The organism is Pseudomonas maumuensis, assembly GCF_019139675.1.
GTDB classification, from domain to species: domain Bacteria; phylum Pseudomonadota; class Gammaproteobacteria; order Pseudomonadales; family Pseudomonadaceae; genus Aquipseudomonas; species Aquipseudomonas maumuensis.
In genome coordinates this window covers 2,928,073-2,945,530 of record NZ_CP077077.1, presented here as the reverse complement: position 1 = coordinate 2,945,530, position 17,458 = coordinate 2,928,073, and the positions used below count along the sequence as shown (strand labels likewise).

The following is a 17,458-nucleotide window of genomic DNA, read 5'->3' as shown; positions in this document are numbered from 1 at the left end:
TTGGGGAGGGCAGGGAGTTTTTTACGCCGGACGCCGGGAATGTTCAAGGCTTTGGCTGTATGCCGTCTTGAAGCCCCACCCAGCGCACGCTGCCAGCCAACGGCACCACCTCGCCCTCTGGCGTGGGCAGTGCCCGCCCCAGCAGCCCCATGCCTTCGCTGACCAACACCCCATCCTGTACCAGGCACAGGTTGGACGGCGTATCCAGGCCTTGGGCAAGCACCGTCACCTGCTCGGTCTGCAGGTTGCAGTGCAGGAGCCTGCCTGAGAAACGGGTGAAGCCGCCATGCCGCGGTTCGCCTTGCCAGTCAGGCGTCAAAGGTTGCTGCACGCTGTCGCAGAGCTCCAGCACCAGCAGGTTGCCGTTGCGGTCCAGGGCCAGGCCGGTGGGCAGTTGCAACCCCTGGACAACCACCTCGATGCGTCCATCGGCTGGCCAGACCCGGATGACCCGTCCGGCCCTGTCGGCAAAGTCTATGCCCTTGCGCAGCGGGTCACCGTGCAGCTCGCCGGAGAACAGACTGATCAGCACCGCGTCCGTGTTGGGTTCATGCACCAGTGTGACGGGCACGGCCTCCTGGCCTTGCTCCAGTTCGGGCAACTGCGCCAGCACGCGCTCCTGCTGGCCATCGACGAACTCCACCAACTGGTTGCTATCGGGCTTGACCGCCAGCCAACTGCGCCGGGTTGGGTGAAAGCACAGTGCGTTGAGGTTGCCGCGGCTGTGGAACACCGGCTCGGGCGGGTCGAACTGCAGGTCGAGCAACCTTGAGCCCTCGACATAGTCGGTCTGGCTGGCCAGGCAGCGGCCGTCACCGCAGGCGATGTCCGACAACCCCATGATTTCGTCGCGCAACATGCGCGCTTGCATGTTCATGGCGCGAAAGCCCTGTGCCAGGGTTTCCCGGGGCAGGTAGGCGCCGGGTGAGGTCGGATCCGGTCGCAGTCGGCTGATTCGGCCGCTGAAAGGCCGCTCGGGCAGGCCCGAGCCTGCTTCGGCCAGCAGCAGACTGCCATCGGCTTGCAGACAGGCGCCGCGTGGGTTCAGCAGACCCTCGGCGATGATTGTGCTGGGGCACAGCGTTTGGCGTGGGTGCGGTGACACATGAATGGGGAAGTGCATGCACGTCTCTCCTTGGACGAGGGCGGTTGCCAATGCTCGCCAGCATTGCAGGCGAGCACGCCTGTGCAGTGCGCCGGGTGACAGCCTCGTCACCCGGCAGTCCTGCCGGTCAGCCTTGCGGGTAGTCGCTCATGCTGAGCTCGATGGGTGGGTAGTTGCGTTTCACCAGGGCCTGGGCCCAGAGCTCCAGCACCGCCCGGCGGCTTTGCGGCATGTCGCGGGTGATGGGCATCGCCAGGGTGCTTTCCTCCTGGTACTCCTTGCTGATCAGCACGATGAGCTGGTCGACCGCGCCTTCTATGCGTGCCAGGGAGTTCAGCGGCATGTACTTGTTCATGATCGGGTACATGTAGAAGAACGGCTGCAGGATGAACGGGTAGATGAAGCTTTCCCAGATCAACTGGCCGGCGTTCTGCTGCTTATAGACCAGGTTCCAGGCATCGACGAACGCCTGCTGTATCTCCGGCTCCTGCGGCAACACGCGCAGCGGCGCGAGGAAGTCGGTGTAGGTTTGCATCAATTTGAAGCTGAACGGGACCTGCGGCGGCTGCTTGTCCTCATGCACGAAGAAGCGCAAGGTCGGGAAGCCCGGCGCCACGGCCTTGACGGTCAGCAGGGCAATCCCGTTGGCGTCGGTGGTGATCTGCGTGGTGCTGAACTGCACGTTGCCCTTCGGCTCATCCTTCAGTGTGCCCTGGCCCTGGATGGGGTTGGCGAATGCCAGGCTGGGGCTCAGGGCCACCGAACCTGGCGTGGGCAGGTACTGCTGGTAGCTCACCGCTTTCATGTCGGTGGTCGGGCCGGCGGGGTGGACCGCCGTGAGCCTACGGCCCGTGCCTTCGCTCAGCTGGCGAGTGAGCGACGGGGTACCGACGAACTGCGGCAGATTGGGGGTGTTGTTGGCAGGATTGTCTGGGTCTTCCAGGAACAGCGTGAAGTCGGCCGGGTTGCTGAACGCCAGGTAGTAGTCGGTGGTGCACATCATGTAGGCATTGTTGTACTCGGCCACCGTCAGCACGGTGCCGGCCGGCGCGGGCAAGCCGTCATACTGCACCATGATCTGCAAGGTCTTGCTGTCGCCGACGTCGATGAAACTGGCGCTCTCGACCACTTCGGCGGTCCACATCTGCTGGGTCGCCGCCTTCACCGGCGTGGTGCCTTGCTGCTGCAGCTCCAGCGCTCCGCTTTGCAGCTGTTTCTGTGCCTCGGCGCTCAACGGCAGGTCGAGGATCCCCGAGCGTTTGTCGAAGGCCGCCTGCTGATAGTCGTCGTAGCCGAAACTGGCCAACGGCGTGAACTGCTCGCCCTGGCGTATCCCCAGCTGGTAGCTGCCGGCGTCGAACTTCGCCGGCAGCGGAATCTTGGCTTTCTCGTCGAGCGCATAGCTGGGGAACCCGTTGAGCAGATCCAGTGACAGGGTGTCGTCATGCACCTGCGCCGAGATCACGCCCAATGTCATGGTCTTGAAGTCCACGCCGTCCTTCTGCAACTGTACCGGATTAGCAGGGACCAGCCGCCGCCCGGCCGGTGCCGTGGGGAACTCGTCGTCGAACCACAGGCCCAGGGTGCCGGCGCTGCGGCTGTAGGCGGGGTTGAAGAAGATGCTGCCGACATTGTCCAGGCCTTTCTGGTACATCGCCTGCACATCGGCCAGGATCTTCGGGTCGACGGTGTGGGTGACGATGGGAGGTTGGTCGTTGAAGATGCCGTTCATGTCGTAGCAGGTCAGGTAGGTAGAGAAGCGGAACATCAGCCCTTTGGCCTTCTGCTGCTCCATCTGTTGCTGCAGGTTCTGCAGCAGTTGCGAGTTGCCGAGGGCCCAGCTCAGGTTCTCTTTGGGGAAGCAAGTCTGCCAGGTGGTGGTCACATAGATCAGGCCACCGAGGGTCGCCCAGTTGAAGTTGAGGAAACGGTCGAGCATGCGGTGCTCGCGCTTGAGCGTCAGGCCGCACTGGGCGTCGCCGAGTACCAGTCGGTCGAAATACAGCGCGGTGAAGGTGTTCTGCCAGGGGCTGACATCGACGAAGCGCGCCGGGGTGGGGGCGTCACTGCCGAACGGGTTGCCGAGCAGGTTGTAGGTCTGGTTGATCAGCGGATCCTGGCTGACGTAGCCGCCACCGGGCAGCTCGCCGCCGGTGATGACCGAGGCGGTCGCCGGGATCGTGGGGTCTGCCGGCGTGTAGTTGACGGTGCCGCAGGCGTTGTCGCCGAACAGGTTCCACTCGCCGGGGATCATCACGCTGGGATTCTGCGAGACGTTGCCCGGCACCTGGGTCACATAGGTTGGCGCTTCGAGCAGCACCTGCGGAGCGATGACCCATGGCATCAACTTGCTGCTGGCATTCGCCGGGTTGATCCCGTAGTACTCGAGGAAACGCCAGTTCAGGCGCATCTGCGAGGCGTCGTAGAGCGGGAACATGTCGTTGTTGTTGGCGGTCGGCGGGCTCCAGAACATATGGCCGCCGAGATAGATGCGCGGGAAGTTCAGTACGCTCATGTCATGCTCCTTAGCGTTGCCACTGGGCGCGTTTCAGCGACCAGACAAAGTCCAGTTTGTTGTACCCGGCGAACTCGGACGCCGGCACTTCGGCAGTCGGATAGACAATCCCGCCCTGCTGCTTCTGGGCGAAATTGAAATAGCCCTTGGTCTTGGAGTAGGCCGCCGTGCCATGGCAGGCGAAGCACGAAGACTGGCTCTGGAAGGCCGACTCGAGCTGGGAGTTGGCCAGCAGCGTCGGATTGGTCTCGGACTGGGTGCCGATCAGCTCGTATTGCGCCAGCGCCGGGTACATGGCCTGGAAGGTGGCGTTGGCGGTCTGCGCTGCCGGCGTCGGCCCGGTGCTGTTGCTCATCGGGGTCGGGGGAATCGCGTTGGTCACGGTGTACTTTCCGTTGTTGCGATTCTCGAAGGTGGTCCACACCCATTTCGGGTTCAGCTTGTTGACCACGTGCAGGCCACTGAGCGCGGCGTAGCCGACTTGGTACTGGCCATTGTCTTGCTGGTAATAGGCCTGGGCGATGTAGTAGCCATCGCCTTGCAGTTGCTGCTGATAATCCGGGTCGTTGCCGATCCATAGCCAGGCGGCCTTGAGCTCCCAGGCAGTGGAGGGAAAGGCTAGGTTGCTGGTCAAGGCGGCCTGGCCGTTCACGTTGTACACCTGCTTTTGCACGATGTAGTTGAAAGTGTCCTCGCCCATCAACAGCTGGAAGCGCACCGGTTGCCCCTGTTGCGCGGTGGGTACCGCGCCGCCCATCTCCAGGATCAGGCCGTCCACCTGCTGCACGGCGTTGAGGTTGTGGAACGTGCGGTCGGGGTTCAGGCCCTGGGCCTGGGCCGCCTGCAACACCGCGGCCGGCACCGGCTCGCTCTGGCCCCAGGGCAGCGGCGCGGCGCCATTGCTCAGGTAGACCTGGTCCGAGGGTTTGAGGGTTTCCCAGACCCGGTTGGGGCTGTTCGACTCGACCGGCTGGTTCAGGCAGACGAACCAGTTCCAGCTCAGGCTTTCCGGCCCTTGGGCGAAGGTCTGCCGGGCCTGGTCGACGTTGCCGCCAAACTGCATGAACTGGTTGCAATCGAAGGGGGTGGTGCCCTCGGCCTGGGCCAGTCCGGCCAGTGCGCTGAGGACGGTTATTGAGATGGCTCGCCGCATGTAAGCTCCTTGGCTTTGGCCAGGTCGGTGTATGAGTGCCCCAGAAAATGCTGCAGGAGCAGTTGCTTCACTGCTGTCGTCGGCAAGTTGCCCGGCAACGGCAGATCACAATTGGTGATGAGTAGCGGGCCGACCTGCGCGCTGGCGGGCAGGCGACCGTGGCTGCCACGGACCATCGAGGTGTCGAGCGGGATCAGGTCCATGTAGTAGCGAAAGCCGAGCTTCTTCTGCAGCAGGCGCCGCGCCACTTTCAGCTTGGGAAAACGGATGGCGGGGTCGATGAACAGCTCCAGCGGGTCGTAGCCGGGCTTGCGGTGGATGTCCACGGTGCGGGCGAAGTCCGGTGCCTTGCGCTCGTCGAGCCAGTAGTGATAGTCGAACCAGTGATCGGCGGCGGCCACGGCGACCAGTTCGCCACTGCGCGCGTGGTCCAGCTGCCAGGCCTGCTGCTCGGCCTTGTCCAGTACCCGTTCGATGCCGGGCTGGCCTTGCAACAGGGCTTTGACCCGAGGGATGTCGCGGGCTTGACGGACGTAGACATGGGCAATCTGGTGGTCGACGACGGCGAAGGCCTCGCTGGCGCCGGGGTCGAGCAACTCCCAGGTCAGTGACTGGCGCACCTGCAGCAGGCCTTCGGCGCGCAGCAGGCGATTGATCGACACCGACTGGCTGACCGCTTCGATGCCGTACTCCGACAGCAGCATCACCGCTGCGCCCTGTACCTCGGCGAAGCGCAGCAGGCGGCCGACCTCGTGGTCGATGGCCCGTACCTCGTCGGCGATCGATGGATGGTCAGGCCCCAGCCGTTGCAGGCAATAGTCGAGGTGAGGCAGGTAGATCAGCTGCAGGTCCGGGCGATCGAGCTGGAACTCGGCGATGGCGCAATCGACGATCCAGCGACTGGAGGCGATGCCGGCGGCCGGCCCCCAGAACGCCGGGAACGGAAACGCGCCGATCTGCTCTTCGATCCGCGCATGCAGGTTTGCCGGGGACGAGTACAGGCCGAACAGCTTGCGGCCATCGGCTGGATAGTGCGGTCGCGGGGTGATGGCGGCATCGACGTCGGCGTACATGTTGTACCACCAGAACAACTGGCTGCAGCGAAAGCCCGGCAGTTCGCGCTTGAGCGTCTGCCAGACCTTCTCGCCCTGGACCAGGGCGTTGGGTTGCAGCCAGAAGCGCACTTCGGCCTGGTCACGGAAGTACCAGCCATTGCCGACGATGCCGTGCCCGGCCGGCGGCAGGCCGGTGAGGACCGAGGCCTGCACCGTGGAGGTAACGGCGGGGAACACCGGTTGCAGGCTGGCCATTCTGGCTGTGCGCAGCAGCTTGTTGATGTGCGGCGTGGCCGCGCCGAGCAGTGCCGGGGTCAGCCCGACCACGTTGATCAGCAGCAGCGGTTGGCGGGGTTGTTCAGACGGCATCGGCACACACCTCCTGTGCGTGGGGTTGCAGCAGGCGACGCTGGCGCAACTGCTCCTCGACCCAACGCAATTCGTCGCTGATGCCCTGTTGCTGGGCAGCGGCGGTGGTGGGTCGCAGTTGCGCAGGCAGAACGCCCCAGCTGTAGGTTTCCACTTCCAGCACGGGGCGGATGTCCTCGTGCGCGGCGAGAAAGTCGAAGGTCTGTGCCAGGGCGACCTGGCTGGCGCCGAGCTCCGGCAGCAGCAGGTGTTCGCTGAACAGCGGGATGTGGAAGTGAACCCGCAATTCTCGGTAGCGCCCGGGCTCCGCCAAGCAGGCCGCGAGCGCAGCCGGCAGGTCCGCCCAGGCGCACAGGTGGCCTTGGCTGTCGCGCGCCTGCACCTGGTGCAGATAGGTGGCTTCGGCAAAGCCGCCGAGCACCTCGAGTACCTGGGCGCAACGGCGCAAGTCCTGGGCCGGCAGGCGGCAGATCATCGCATTGGACAGCTGGATCTTGCCGATGTGTACGCCGGCCTGGCGCAGTTTCTCCAGGGACTGCCGGCAGTCCTCGAACATCACCGCCTGGTGGCAGACGTCGTAGCACAGTGCCAGGTACTCATGGTTAGGGTCGCTGGCTTGCCAGTGGTGGAAGAAGGCGATGGCCTGGTCGGTGCTCTGCAGTACGCAGTCCGGCTCCATTTCCAGGCAGATCATGATCTTCTTGCCGGTTTCCTGGTGCAGCCGGGCCAGCGCCGTGGTGAGCTGGCGCAGCTGTTCCTCGGCACGCTGCTGCAGCGTCGGGCTCCAGTGGGCGGCGTAGCCCAGCGGCACGCTGGAAATCACCCCTTGCCCGCACTCCGGCGGCAGGGCCTCGGCCAGCAGCCGCGCCAGGTCCAGGCTGTACGCCAGCCGTTGCGGCTCGGCCCAACTGGGCAGGTAGACGGCGGCCTTCACCGCGCCCTCATGGAATTGTCCATAAGGGAAGCCGTTGAGCGAGGTCAGGCGTAGCCCGCTGCGGCGCAGCAGGTCGAGAAACGCCTGCCGTGCCGGCGCTTCGCGCAACTCGCAAGCGGCGTGGGCGCTGATCCACAGCCCGCTGTCTTGCTCGTCGAGGCCGCGCAGCCGGCGTACGCCTTGGAAGTGCTGTGCTATCGAATCACGCAGCGCCGCCAGGTCAGGGGCCGGATGCACATTGCCGCAGTAGCCGAGCTGCGTGGCGGTCCAACCCCGGCCAGCGCTCATTTGACCACCGGATCCTGGCCGCGCAGGGCCGAGTTTTCCTGCCACTGGCGACGCTGGTCGATGGGCAGCGGGGTGCTGACCAGGGCCTTGTCCAGCTGGCCACTCTGGGCAAAGAAATCCACCGGGTTGTGGAACAGCACCTGTTCGACCTGGGCTTCGCTGAAGCCTGCGGCGAGCATCGCCTGGCCGGTCTTGGGTACCTTGAGCGGGTCACTGATGCCCCAGTCGGCGGCGCTGTTGACCACCATCTTCTCGGTGCCGTACTCCTTGAGCAGCGCGACCATGCGCTGCTCGGACATCTTGGTGTTGGGGTAGATGGAGTGGCCGCGCCAGCAATCGCTGTCGAGCACCAGCGGCAAGGTCAGCTCGTTGAGGTGGTCGATGATCACCAAGTGTTCGGCGATGCCGACTTCGCGGATCACCGCCAGGGTGCGTTTGGTGCCGCCGATCTTGTCGCGGTGCGGCGTGTGTACCAGCACCGGTAGGTTGAATTGCCTGGCCAATTCAAGCTGCGCGGCGAGAAAGCGGTCTTCTTCGGGGGTGATGTCGTCATAGCCGATTTCACCCACGGCCACCACGCCGTCCTTGACCAGGTAGCGCGGCAGAATCTCCAGCACCTCGTTGGCGATCGACAGATCGTTGGCTTCCTTGGGGTTCAGGCCGATGGTGCAGAAATGATGGATACCGAACATGCTGGCACGAAAGCGCTCCCAACCCAGCAGGGTGTCGAAGTAGTCGACGAAGCTGCCGAGGCTGGTCCTGGCCTGGCCCTGCCAAAACGCGGGCTCGATCACCCCGGTGATGCCGGCGGCAGCCATGTTCTGGTAGTCGTCGGTGGTGCGGCTGACCATATGGATATGCGGGTCGAAGTATTTGGGCATGGTGAATCCTCGTCAGGGAGAAGGCATCGTCGGGTATCAGGTGGCCAGCTGCTCATGCCAGCCGAGGGGCAGACATTGTTGGCGGCAGAGGCCGAGCAGACGCTGGTGCTGCGCCGGGCTGAGCAGGTTGAAGGCAATCGCCAGGTACAGACCGCCGGAGACTGGGCGCGCGGCAGCCAGTTGCTCATCCAGCAGATCAAGGGCCAGTTGGTTGAGGGTGACGCCCTGGCGCTCGTTCAGGCCGCGCAGGCGGCTTACGTCCAGCCCCATGCCGAGCGCCTTGAGCACCAGCTGGTGGAACGCCCGCTCCGGGTAGTGGCGGAACGGGTAGAGGGTGTCGAGGGCGAGGGCGGCGAACACCTGGCTGTTGCTGGTACGCCCGGCCTGCAAAGCCAGATCCACGCATGAGCCGCGGCTGTCGAGCCAGTCCAGGGCCTTGAGCAGGGCAACCTTTTCCTGGTCGTCGCCCCAGAGAAACAGCTGGCGCAGCAAAGGCAACTGCCCGGCCTGGGGTTGCTGGTCGAGAACCTGCGCCAGCAGCAGCGCGCGTGCCAGTTGCAACTGGCTCCAGCCCTCATCGTCGGGCATGGCCCGATCGCCGATCCGGCGCTTGCACTGGCTGCTCAGCAGGGCGGCAGTGTTGGCGTCCGGCGACTGCCCGAGGCGTTCCTGCGCCTGTTGCCACCACTGCAACTCGGCCTGATCGAGTTGCGCGATCAAGGCCTGCTGCCGTTCGGCCAGGCAGTCGTGGCGCATGTCCAGCGCCGCCGTTGGCGACGAAGCGATATGACTGTTCATGTCGGTTTGATCCAGCGTTGGAGGTGTGGAAGCAGGAAGAACACCAGGACGCACAGCAGGCTGCCCAGGGGCTGGTCGGCCACCGCCAGCACCAGGGCATCGAACAGCGGCAGGGCCGCCAGCCCCGCGCCGATGAAGGCGCGTACCTGTCGGCGCCGCGGATCGGCGAGGTGCAGCCAGTAGTGCCAGCCCAGCCAGCCCAGCCACAGCAGCAACACCGGCCAGAACCACAGGGTCTCGGCGTAGGCCGCCAGGGCCAGCGGGCTGAGCATCAGCAGCAGGGGCAGGCGGCTGAGCAGCTGATTGAGGTGCTCCAGGCGCGCCAGGTAGGTCAGCCCGCTGATGTACACGCCAAGCAGGATCGCGCACAGCCAGATGGGCTGCGCCGGCACCGCCAGGCTGGCCGCTGCGGTGAGGTACAGGGCCGAGCGGCACGCCCCCATCAACCAGACGCTGTGGGCGTACTTCTTGTGCAGCAGGTTGTAGCCGAGAATGCAGCCAACCAGCAGGGTGACGCTGCCCAGCAGCCAGTGCGGCTGTTCGACCAGGCGGCTCAGGCCGAGCGCCGCGGTCGCGGCCAGCAGCAGCAACCCGTAGATGGCCAGGCGCACCTGTCGCCGGCTGACCAGCCCGAGGGTGATGGGGCGGGCGTTGCTGTGCTGTTGGTCCCAATCGGCGTCCAGCAGGTCGTTCAGCAGCATGCCGGCCAGGTACAGCAGCGACAGCATGGCCAGCAGCAGGAGCCACACCAGCGACGAGGGTGGCGCCAGGGCGCCGGCGCTGCTGGCCAGCAGGGCGGCGGCCAGGGTGTTGGTCCACACCGTGGGCAGGTTGGAGACCCGGCCAACGGTCATCCAGGTTTTCAGGCCCGGCGCGATCGGGTTCATTGCGCGTAGCCCTCGCCCAGGGTGAGGGGCGCGCGCTGGCTGACCAGCCGCAGCAGCGCCTGTTCCATCAAAGCGTCATCGATCTGGTGCAGGTCGACCGATGTACCGATGCTGCTGAGCATGGGGATGGAAAGCTGTCCTCCGAGGTGCTGGCGGAACTCCTCAAGCCCGAGCAATACCCGCGAACGCCCATGCGCATCTTTCAGGCTCAGCTCCGGTGGGCACAGGTTGAAGCCAAGCCTGAGCAACAGGCTGATGACGCGCTCGCTGTCGGCATCGCTCAACAGACCCAGGGCATTGGCATAGAGCCCGTCGAGGGCCATGCCCACCGCCACCGCTTCACCATGGCGCAGGCGGTGCTGGCTGAGGTTTTCCAGCTTGTGCGCCGCCCAGTGGCCGTAGTCCAGGGGCCGCCCGTTGCCGCGCTCGAAGGGGTCGCCGGCACCGGTGATGTGCCCCAGGTGCAGCTCGGCGCAACGGCGGATGGCGTAGCGGCTGGCCGGATGATCGAAGTGGGCGAGGGCGTCGGCCTCCCGCTCCATCCACTCGAAGAAGGCGCGGTCCTTGATCAGCGCCACCTTGACGGCCTCGGCCAGGCCGGCGATGCGGTCGCGGTGGGGCAGCGTGGTGAGCAGCTGGAAGTCATTGATCACCGCGCTGGCGGGGTAGAAGGCGCCAAGCAGGTTCTTCTGGCCGAAGGCGTTGATGCCGTTTTTCACGCCGATGCCGGCGTCGTTCTGTGCCAGTACCGTGCTGGGGATGCGGATCAGGCGCATGCCCCGGTGAAAGGTGGCGCAGGCGTAGCCGACCGTGTCCAGCACGGCGCCGCCGCCCAGGGCCAGGACAAAGCAATGGCGGTCCAGCCCATGGCTCAGCATGGCGCTGTACAGCTGTTGCAATACCTGTGCGTCCTTGCTCAGCTCACCGGCCGGCACGGCGATGGGCGCGGCTTTCAGGTTCAGGTCCGCGGCATGGGCGGCAAAGTAGGCGTCGATCTGGCCCGCCAGGTGCGGTGCGCAGCGCAGCAGCTGTTCGTCGGCGAAGACCAGCACCGTTACCCGACCACGCTGCTGTGCGGTGAGCTGGCGGTGCAGGCAGGTGTTGAGCGGATCGAACAGGTGCTCGGTGAACACCACGGGGTAGTCGTAACTGACCGTGAAACGCCCGCGCAGTGCTTCACCCTTGCGCAAGGCCTTGAACAGGCTGTACCCGGCGATGAACAACGCGGGCAGGACCATGCCGGCGAGCAGGGTAACCAGCAGCGCGTTCTGCGCGACCAGGAAGGTGCCGATGGCGCTGTAGGCCAGTGCCAGGCCGGCATTGGCCAAGGTGGTGACCAGGATGAAGGCGCGCAACGGATAGTGCTGCATGCCGGCCGCCACCACCGAGGTTTCCGCCAGCACCGGCACGCCGCGCAGGCAGATCAACGACAGCGTGCCCAGCCGATACGCCAGTTGCCCCGGCTGGCGCTGGTGCAGGCCCAGGCGGCTGGATAGCAGGCGAAAATACCCGGCCCCCAGCGCATACCCCAGCCCGGCACCCAGGCACAGGCCGATGAAGATCACCAGGTAGCCGCCAACGCTGCCAAGCGTCGCCACCGCAAGCAGCGCGACCATGCTCGACGGCACGGGTAGTACCACGTCCAGCGCCAGCAGGCCGATCAGCAGCAACGCCAGGGTAAGCATCTGGGCGGGGGTCGAAGGCAGGAACTGTTCGAGGTGGAAGAGGAAGTTCTGGATCTGTTGTTCGAATAATACAAAGCTGGCGATCACCAGGCCTGAGAAGCACAGTACTGACAACCAGAAATGTTTACCCGGCCCTCTTTGCAAGAGCGCACGATACCCGCGGCTGCGCTTCATCAAGCGTCCCTCTTGTTATTTGAATGATTTCCGTTTCAGCAATCGAGCGTTACGCCCCATGGGCGCGAGAATATGTACTCCTCTGAACTTAATGGTGGGAGAGTTGTATTTATGATGTTGGCGAAGACAAACACAAAACTAGTCGGACGCTTCGCTTTTGCAAGTAAATGTGGGGCGAAGAGTTAGATGAAACACGTGATTTTTATGCGCGCATTAGAATGCTTGCGAATTATTAATCGTGACTATGCACAAATAATTAATCTTGATGTTTGCATGGCTTGGCTAGTAAATGATAATCAATTAACTTGGTTATTATTTTTCGGCTTGCAAGTTCGTAGTTGAAGTCAAAGTTAGATAGTCTTCTAACTAGTACGCAGCTATTTAAAATGACGCGTGCTGAGTGAAGGCGCTTTACTCACTAACGGTAATCCCGGCATATACGCCCAGGGAGAACATCTGTACTCCGCAGCTGGCAGGACGCCGCCTCGAGGCTGAGTTGAGGTAATATCGCCACCTCGCCACCGGCAGCCCAACGCGCCAGACAAAGGATTGCATGCCCGCCAACCCGTCCCTGCGTCACCTGTTCTTCTGTGTTGCGCTCGGAGCGCTCGCCGGCTGCCGGCCTGAGCCCGCACCGCCGCTCGACCAGCAGCTCTATATCTGGCAACGCCAATGGCAACCCGCCCACGAGCAGGCCCTGGCGGACAGCCGCGCCGACTTTTCGACCTTGCGCGTACTGGCCTTGCAAGCGCAGCCCAAGGCCGGGTGGAGCAGGGCGCTGGTCGACCTGCCACGGCTCAAGGCCGATGGTCGATCGGTGATCGCGGTGGTGCGCCTGGATGGCCAACTCCCGGGGCTCGACCTGCAGGAGGCAGGCACCCAGGTGGCGCTGCTGCTGGCGGAATGGCAGGCTGCGGGGGTACTCCTGAGCGGGCTGGAGATCGACCATGACAGCGGCAGCGCCCGCCTTGCGGGCTATGGCGAATTTCTCCTGAAACTGCGCGCACAACTGCCGCCGGGCCTGAAGCTGAGCATCACCGCGTTGCCCGCCTGGCTTGACAGCCCGCACCTGCCGGCGCTGTTGCAGGCGGTGGACAGCAGCGTGCTGCAGGTGCATGCGGTGAGCGATCCGCGGCGCGGCCTGTTCGACCCTGCCCAGGCCAGGCAATGGGCCGAACGCTGGGGCAGGGTCAGCGTAAAACCGTTCTACCTGGCCTTGCCAGCCTATGGCGTCGCGCTGCTGCCCGATAGCGGCGGCGCGCCGATTGTGGAAAGCGAAACGCCCTTGAACCGTGGTGGCGAACGCCGCGAACTGCTGGCCGATCCACAACAACTTTCGGACCTGGGCCGGCAACTGCGCACCCAGCCGCCTGCGCACCTGGCCGGTTTGATCTGGTTCCGCCTGCCGCTGCCTGGCGACCGCCGCGCCTGGAGCCTGACCACGTTGAAGGCGGTGGCGCGTGGCGATGCACTTGCCAGCGCGTGGCGGGTCGAACTGTCCAGCCAGGCCGGACTTTACGACATCAGCCTGGTCAACGTCGGCAATCTCGACCTGCCGGTGCCTGCACGGGTGGCGTTGAACGTCGAATCCTGCGAGGTGGCCGACGGAGTCAACGGCTACCGCGTGCAGCAATCCCCCCAACACCTCGTCTTCAACCGCCAGTCCAGCGTGCGCATCGCCGCTGGCGGCCGGCGCGTCCTCGGCTGGGCGCGCTGCCATGGAATCGATCAAGGAGCATGGAATGTCTACCCGTAAATGGCCCCGGCGCCTGCTGTACCTGTCCCTGAGCGTGCCGGCCGTTCCGGCGCTGGCCTGTGGCCCGGACTTCCCGATGCAGTTGCTCGGCGACCGGGCGCACAGCCTGGCCGAGTTGCCGGAGGGCAATTTCGGCTTCGAGGTGAATCGCCTCGGCGAGCAGATCGCAGGCCTCAAGCCCGCCACCGATGCGACCCTGACCCCTTACTGGGACGGTGACGACAACGACCGACCTTACCGTGAGCAGCGCAGCCGTATCGAGGCAAGCGAGCTACCGGAAGCGCTGCGCGAGAAGGTCGGGCAACTGCGTACTCTGCCGGGTCCGCAACAAGTGCTGGAGCAGGGCGCCGAACTGCCGGATGAACTGCGCCTGTACATTGCCGGCGCGGTGGCTTTCGACACAGGCGAGCATGCCCTGGCCGCGGATTATTTCGCCAAGGTGCTAGCCCTGCCAGCTGAACAACGCAAGCTGCGCAGCACCTGGGCGGCCTACTCGCTGGGGCGGGCCTTGATGGCCCGCAGCTTCGAGGCCAGTGATGATCCGCAACAGACACCGCAGGCCCTGCAGGCCCAGGCACGCAAGGCTTTCCAGCAAGCCCGCGCGCTCAGCGCCGAAGGCTTCAGCGACCCATTGGAGCTGGGGGTTGCCAGCCTTGGCGAGGAGGCCCGTCTGGCCAAGCTCGCCGGCGACTGGAACAGCGCCATCCGCTTGTATGCCAGCCAGAGCCGTCTGGGCTCGGGCAGCGGCTACAGCTCGCTCAGGCTGCTTGCCAACGAACTGGTGAGCCTGCCGGATGAGCAGCTGAAGACACAGTTGGCACAACCGATGCCACGCAAGCTGCTCACCGCCTATCTGCTCAGCCATGTCGGTTGGGACTACGACGGCCAGCCGCCAACCCAGGCCCGGCGCCTGCCCGCGTTGCTGCAGGCGAGTGTCGGCGACCAGTTGGAGGACGCCGACCGCCTGGCTGCGTTGACCTACCAGCAAGGCAACTATGCCGCGACCAGGAGCTATCTGCAGCAGGCTGGCGATACCGGCCTTGCCTGGTGGCTGCGCGCCAAGCTGGCCTTGCGCGACGGCGACAAGGCCCAGGCCGCGGCTGCCTATGCCAAGGCCGCCGCTGCGTTCCCCCGCGAAGAGTCGTGGGGCTCGAGACAGACACCCGATTGGGACTATGAAAGCGTGAAGCCCGGCTGCCGGGTCGAAGGCGAGGGCGCGATCCTGGCGCTTGAGCGCGGCGACTACCTGCAGGCCTTCGACCTGCTGTACCGCAGCCAGGAGATCTACTGGCAGGATACGGCCAACGTGGCCGACCGCGTGCTGACCCTGGACGAGCTCAAGGGCTATGTCGACGCCCATGTGCCGGCGCCACCGGCACCCAAGGTGGAAGAGGGCGGCTATGTACCGCGCCCGGTGGCGACGCAACTGCGCGAGCTGCTGGGCCGCCGCCTGCTGCGCGAGGGCCGTTACGATGAGGCGCCCGGCTACTTCGCCACGACGCAGTTGCAGGCCGATGCCAAGGCCTACGGCCAGCACCGCCAGGAGGCCGTCTCGCGCTGGACACCCACGGGCCGCGCCGAGGCGCTGTTTGCCGCGGCCACCTTGGCACGCGGCGCCGGCATGGAGATCCTCGGCTACGAAATGGCGCCGGACTATGCCTGGCTGGGCGGCAGCTTCAGCCTGGGCAGCGCCACCCTGCAGCCCGGGCCGTTCATCGGTGCCGGCGAGGTGCAGCGCCAGTTGGCGACCGAGGCCAAGCCCGACCAGCGTTACCACTATCGCTATGTCGCCGCCGACCTGGCCAACCAGGCTGCGGACCAGTTGCCGCGCAGCAGCCAGGCCTTCGCCGCGGTGCTATGCACGGCGGCGGGCTGGGTGCCGGGCACCGAACAGGAAAGCGCGCTGTACAAGCGTTACGTCCAGCAGGGGCCGTTTGTGCAGTGGGCAGAGGATTTCGGCAACCAGTGCGAAGCGCCCAGGTTCGATCAGGCCAACAAACGCTACGTGACAGAGAAGCTGGATGCCGCGCGGGCGGCATTGCGGCCGTACAAGGCGCAGGCGCTACCGGTGGGGTTGGTGGTGTTGGCGGGGGTTGCCTGGATGTGGTTGCGACGGCGCAAGGCCAAGGTGTGAAACAAAAGGGGGCGGCGTTGGCTTCTCGAGGTGTATGACGAGAGAGTTGCAGCGCCTATTAGACCAAGCGCCGCGCGGGCGGCGCTCGGTCGCAAGCGCGCTACGAGGCTACCGCCAACACCTGTCTGCCACAACACAGTCAAGAAGGCGGCCAGGAGCCGCCTCACTGGCTTCAGTTCTGCGCGGTCTTCTGACCGGCCTCCAGCTTCACGGTCTCCTCGAGCGTGAAACGCCCCAACGGGTTCTGCAGGAAGTTCTGGATATTGCTGCGCGAGATGTTGATGTACGGGCTGTAGTACAGGTCGATCCAATGCACGTCCTGCTTGGCCAGCTTCTGCAGGTCCTGGTACATCTGTCCGCGTTTGACCGGGTCGGTCTCCACCCGTGCCGCGGCCACCAGGTCTTTGACCTTGTCGTTGTGATAGCGGGTCATGTAGTTCTGGTTGGTGTCGTGACCAAGCACGAAGGTGGTCTTCTGGTCCGGGTCGAGCACGTCGTTGGTCCAGTACATCACCGACAGGTCGTAGTCGCCATCGACCAGCATCTGCCAGCTCTGGGTCGGGTCGACTTTCTGCAGATTGGCGGTGATGCCGACATCGGCCAGCTGCTTCTGCACCAGCACGGCGATCTGCTCGTCGGCCTCGTTGCCGGCGTTGACCACGTAGTTGACCTTCAGCCCCTCGGCACCGGCCTTCTTCAGCAGTTCACGGGCCTTGGCCGGGTCGAACGGGCGTTGCGGGTTGTTGGCATTGTGGTACAGCGCGCCCTTGGGAATGTACGAATAGGCCGTTTCGCCATGGCCGAAGGTCACGGTTTCCACCAGCGCCTTCTTGTCGATTGCCAGGTCGATGGCCTCGCGTACCTCGACCTTGCCCAGCAGGCCTTTCTCATGGTTGATGAGCAGGTGGTCCTCGCGGGTCGACGGGTCGATATGGATGGTCAGGCTCTTGTCCTTCTGCAGCGCGTCGACGCGGGAGAACGGCACGAAGATCGCCGAGTCCAGCTCACCGGCCTGGACCTTGAGCATCCGCGTGTTGTCGTCGGGGATAGAGATCCACTCGACGCCGTCCAGGCTGACTTTATCGGCCTCCCAGAAGTAGGGGTTCTTCTCCAGGATCACGCGGTCGCCGCGTAGCCATTCCTTGACCTTGAACGCGCCGGAGGTCACCGGCTGCTGGGCGTAGGCTTCCTCGCCGATGGCGTCCATGGCCTTTTTCGACAGGATCGACACGTTGGCGGTGGCCAGTTGCGCGAGGAACGGCACCGACTTGCTCTTCAGGGTCACCACCAGGGTGCGGTCGTCCGGCGCTTCGGCCTTGTCGATGATCTTGTAGGAGTCGGACCACAGCGAGCCGGGGTTGTCGCGGATGCGCAGCAGGGAGAACGCGGCATCACTGGCAGTCAGCGCCGAGCCATCGGAGAACTTGGCTTCGCGGACCTTGAAGGTGTAAGTCAGGCCGTCGTCGGAAATCTTCCAGCTTTCGGCCAGGCCCGGCAGCAGCTTGGTGCCGCTGTTGTCGACGCGCACCAGCACGTCGTAGACGTTGGCGAAGACCCAGCTGTCACGGTTCTGCGCGCTCTTGATCGGGTCGAAGGTAGTGCTCTCCTCGCGGCAGCCGATGGTCAGCACGCCGGCGGCCTGGGCCATGCCGCCGGCCAGGGTGCTGGCGGCCAGCACGGCGGCGGTGAGTAACTTCAATGCGGTGGGTTTCATGCTCAAGCTC

At 64.9% G+C, this 17,458-nt stretch carries 12 protein-coding genes; 2 read left to right on the top strand and 10 right to left on the bottom strand.

Annotated elements, in window-relative coordinates:
- Positions 1-43 precede the first annotated feature (43 nt).
- From KSS90_RS13310 to KSS90_RS13270, 9 genes are all read right to left on the bottom strand, one after another.
- Positions 44-1,123: a hypothetical protein gene (locus KSS90_RS13310; RefSeq protein ID WP_217865919.1), complete on the bottom strand. Its 1,080-nt coding sequence runs from the start codon at positions 1,121-1,123 to the stop codon at positions 44-46.
- A 109-nt stretch (positions 1,124-1,232) separates the two neighbouring features.
- Positions 1,233-3,620, bottom strand: a complete 2,388-nt coding sequence (locus tag KSS90_RS13305; RefSeq protein ID WP_217865918.1) for an Ig-like domain-containing protein — start codon at positions 3,618-3,620, stop codon at positions 1,233-1,235.
- Positions 3,621-3,630: 10 nt separating this feature from the next.
- The gene (locus KSS90_RS13300; RefSeq protein ID WP_217865917.1) at positions 3,631-4,773 is read right to left on the bottom strand and encodes a hypothetical protein; all 1,143 of its coding nucleotides are present in this window, start codon (positions 4,771-4,773) and stop codon (positions 3,631-3,633) included.
- A complete protein-coding gene (locus tag KSS90_RS13295) occupies positions 4,752-6,197 on the bottom strand; it encodes an alkaline phosphatase family protein (protein ID WP_217865916.1) in 1,446 nt (481 codons plus the stop codon). Before KSS90_RS13295 ends, KSS90_RS13300 begins: the two co-directional genes overlap by 22 nt.
- Complete coding sequence (gene eboE, locus KSS90_RS13290) at positions 6,187-7,419, bottom strand: metabolite traffic protein EboE (protein ID WP_217865915.1); 1,233 nt, start codon at positions 7,417-7,419, stop codon at positions 6,187-6,189. The genes KSS90_RS13295 and eboE overlap by 11 nt, the downstream gene beginning before the upstream one ends.
- Positions 7,416-8,300, bottom strand: a complete 885-nt coding sequence (locus KSS90_RS13285) for a TatD family hydrolase (RefSeq protein ID WP_217865914.1) — start codon at positions 8,298-8,300, stop codon at positions 7,416-7,418. The genes eboE and KSS90_RS13285 overlap by 4 nt, the downstream gene beginning before the upstream one ends.
- 36 nt (positions 8,301-8,336) lie before the next feature.
- A complete protein-coding gene (locus tag KSS90_RS13280) occupies positions 8,337-9,098 on the bottom strand; it encodes an EboA domain-containing protein (protein WP_217865913.1) in 762 nt (253 codons plus the stop codon).
- Positions 9,095-9,985 (bottom strand): UbiA family prenyltransferase, encoded by an 891-nt coding sequence (locus KSS90_RS13275; protein ID WP_217865912.1) that lies wholly within the window; start codon positions 9,983-9,985, stop codon positions 9,095-9,097. The genes KSS90_RS13280 and KSS90_RS13275 overlap by 4 nt, the downstream gene beginning before the upstream one ends.
- The gene (locus KSS90_RS13270; RefSeq protein ID WP_217865911.1) at positions 9,982-11,844 is read right to left on the bottom strand and encodes a 3-dehydroquinate synthase; all 1,863 of its coding nucleotides are present in this window, start codon (positions 11,842-11,844) and stop codon (positions 9,982-9,984) included. The genes KSS90_RS13275 and KSS90_RS13270 overlap by 4 nt, the downstream gene beginning before the upstream one ends.
- Positions 11,845-12,397: 553 nt before the next feature.
- Between KSS90_RS13270 and KSS90_RS13265 the strand changes: the two genes are divergently transcribed.
- Together KSS90_RS13265 and KSS90_RS13260 are read left to right on the top strand one after the other, a co-directional pair.
- Entirely contained in the window at positions 12,398-13,600 is a 1,203-nt protein-coding gene (locus tag KSS90_RS13265) for a DUF3142 domain-containing protein (protein WP_217865910.1), read from the top strand.
- Positions 13,587-15,734: a hypothetical protein gene (locus tag KSS90_RS13260; RefSeq protein WP_217865909.1), complete on the top strand. Its 2,148-nt coding sequence runs from the start codon at positions 13,587-13,589 to the stop codon at positions 15,732-15,734. The genes KSS90_RS13265 and KSS90_RS13260 overlap by 14 nt, the downstream gene beginning before the upstream one ends.
- A gap of 172 nt (positions 15,735-15,906) precedes the next feature.
- Here KSS90_RS13260 and KSS90_RS13255 read toward each other — a convergent pair whose 3' ends face one another.
- Positions 15,907-17,448, bottom strand: coding sequence for an ABC transporter substrate-binding protein (locus KSS90_RS13255; RefSeq protein ID WP_217865908.1), 1,542 nt, complete (start codon positions 17,446-17,448; stop codon positions 15,907-15,909).
- Between the last annotated feature and the right edge of the window lie 10 nt (positions 17,449-17,458).

Bases quoted from the DNA above. Each gene is read 5' to 3' on its own strand.
- KSS90_RS13305 (WP_217865918.1), bottom strand. From the start codon at position 3,620: ATGAGCGTACTGAACTTCCCGCGCATCTATCTCGGCGGCCATATGTTC.
- KSS90_RS13300 (WP_217865917.1), bottom strand. From the start codon at position 4,773: ATGCGGCGAGCCATCTCAATAACCGTCCTCAGCGCACTGGCCGGACTG.
- KSS90_RS13270 (WP_217865911.1), bottom strand. From the start codon at position 11,844: ATGAAGCGCAGCCGCGGGTATCGTGCGCTCTTGCAAAGAGGGCCGGGT.
- KSS90_RS13310 (WP_217865919.1), bottom strand. From the start codon at position 1,123: ATGCACTTCCCCATTCATGTGTCACCGCACCCACGCCAAACGCTGTGC.
- KSS90_RS13285 (WP_217865914.1), bottom strand. From the start codon at position 8,300: ATGCCCAAATACTTCGACCCGCATATCCATATGGTCAGCCGCACCACC.
- KSS90_RS13255 (WP_217865908.1), bottom strand. From the start codon at position 17,448: ATGAAACCCACCGCATTGAAGTTACTCACCGCCGCCGTGCTGGCCGCC.
- KSS90_RS13260 (WP_217865909.1), top strand. From the start codon at position 13,587: ATGTCTACCCGTAAATGGCCCCGGCGCCTGCTGTACCTGTCCCTGAGC.
- eboE (WP_217865915.1), bottom strand. From the start codon at position 7,419: ATGAGCGCTGGCCGGGGTTGGACCGCCACGCAGCTCGGCTACTGCGGC.
- KSS90_RS13295 (WP_217865916.1), bottom strand. From the start codon at position 6,197: ATGCCGTCTGAACAACCCCGCCAACCGCTGCTGCTGATCAACGTGGTC.
- KSS90_RS13280 (WP_217865913.1), bottom strand. From the start codon at position 9,098: ATGAACAGTCATATCGCTTCGTCGCCAACGGCGGCGCTGGACATGCGC.
- KSS90_RS13275 (WP_217865912.1), bottom strand. From the start codon at position 9,985: ATGAACCCGATCGCGCCGGGCCTGAAAACCTGGATGACCGTTGGCCGG.
- KSS90_RS13265 (WP_217865910.1), top strand. From the start codon at position 12,398: ATGCCCGCCAACCCGTCCCTGCGTCACCTGTTCTTCTGTGTTGCGCTC.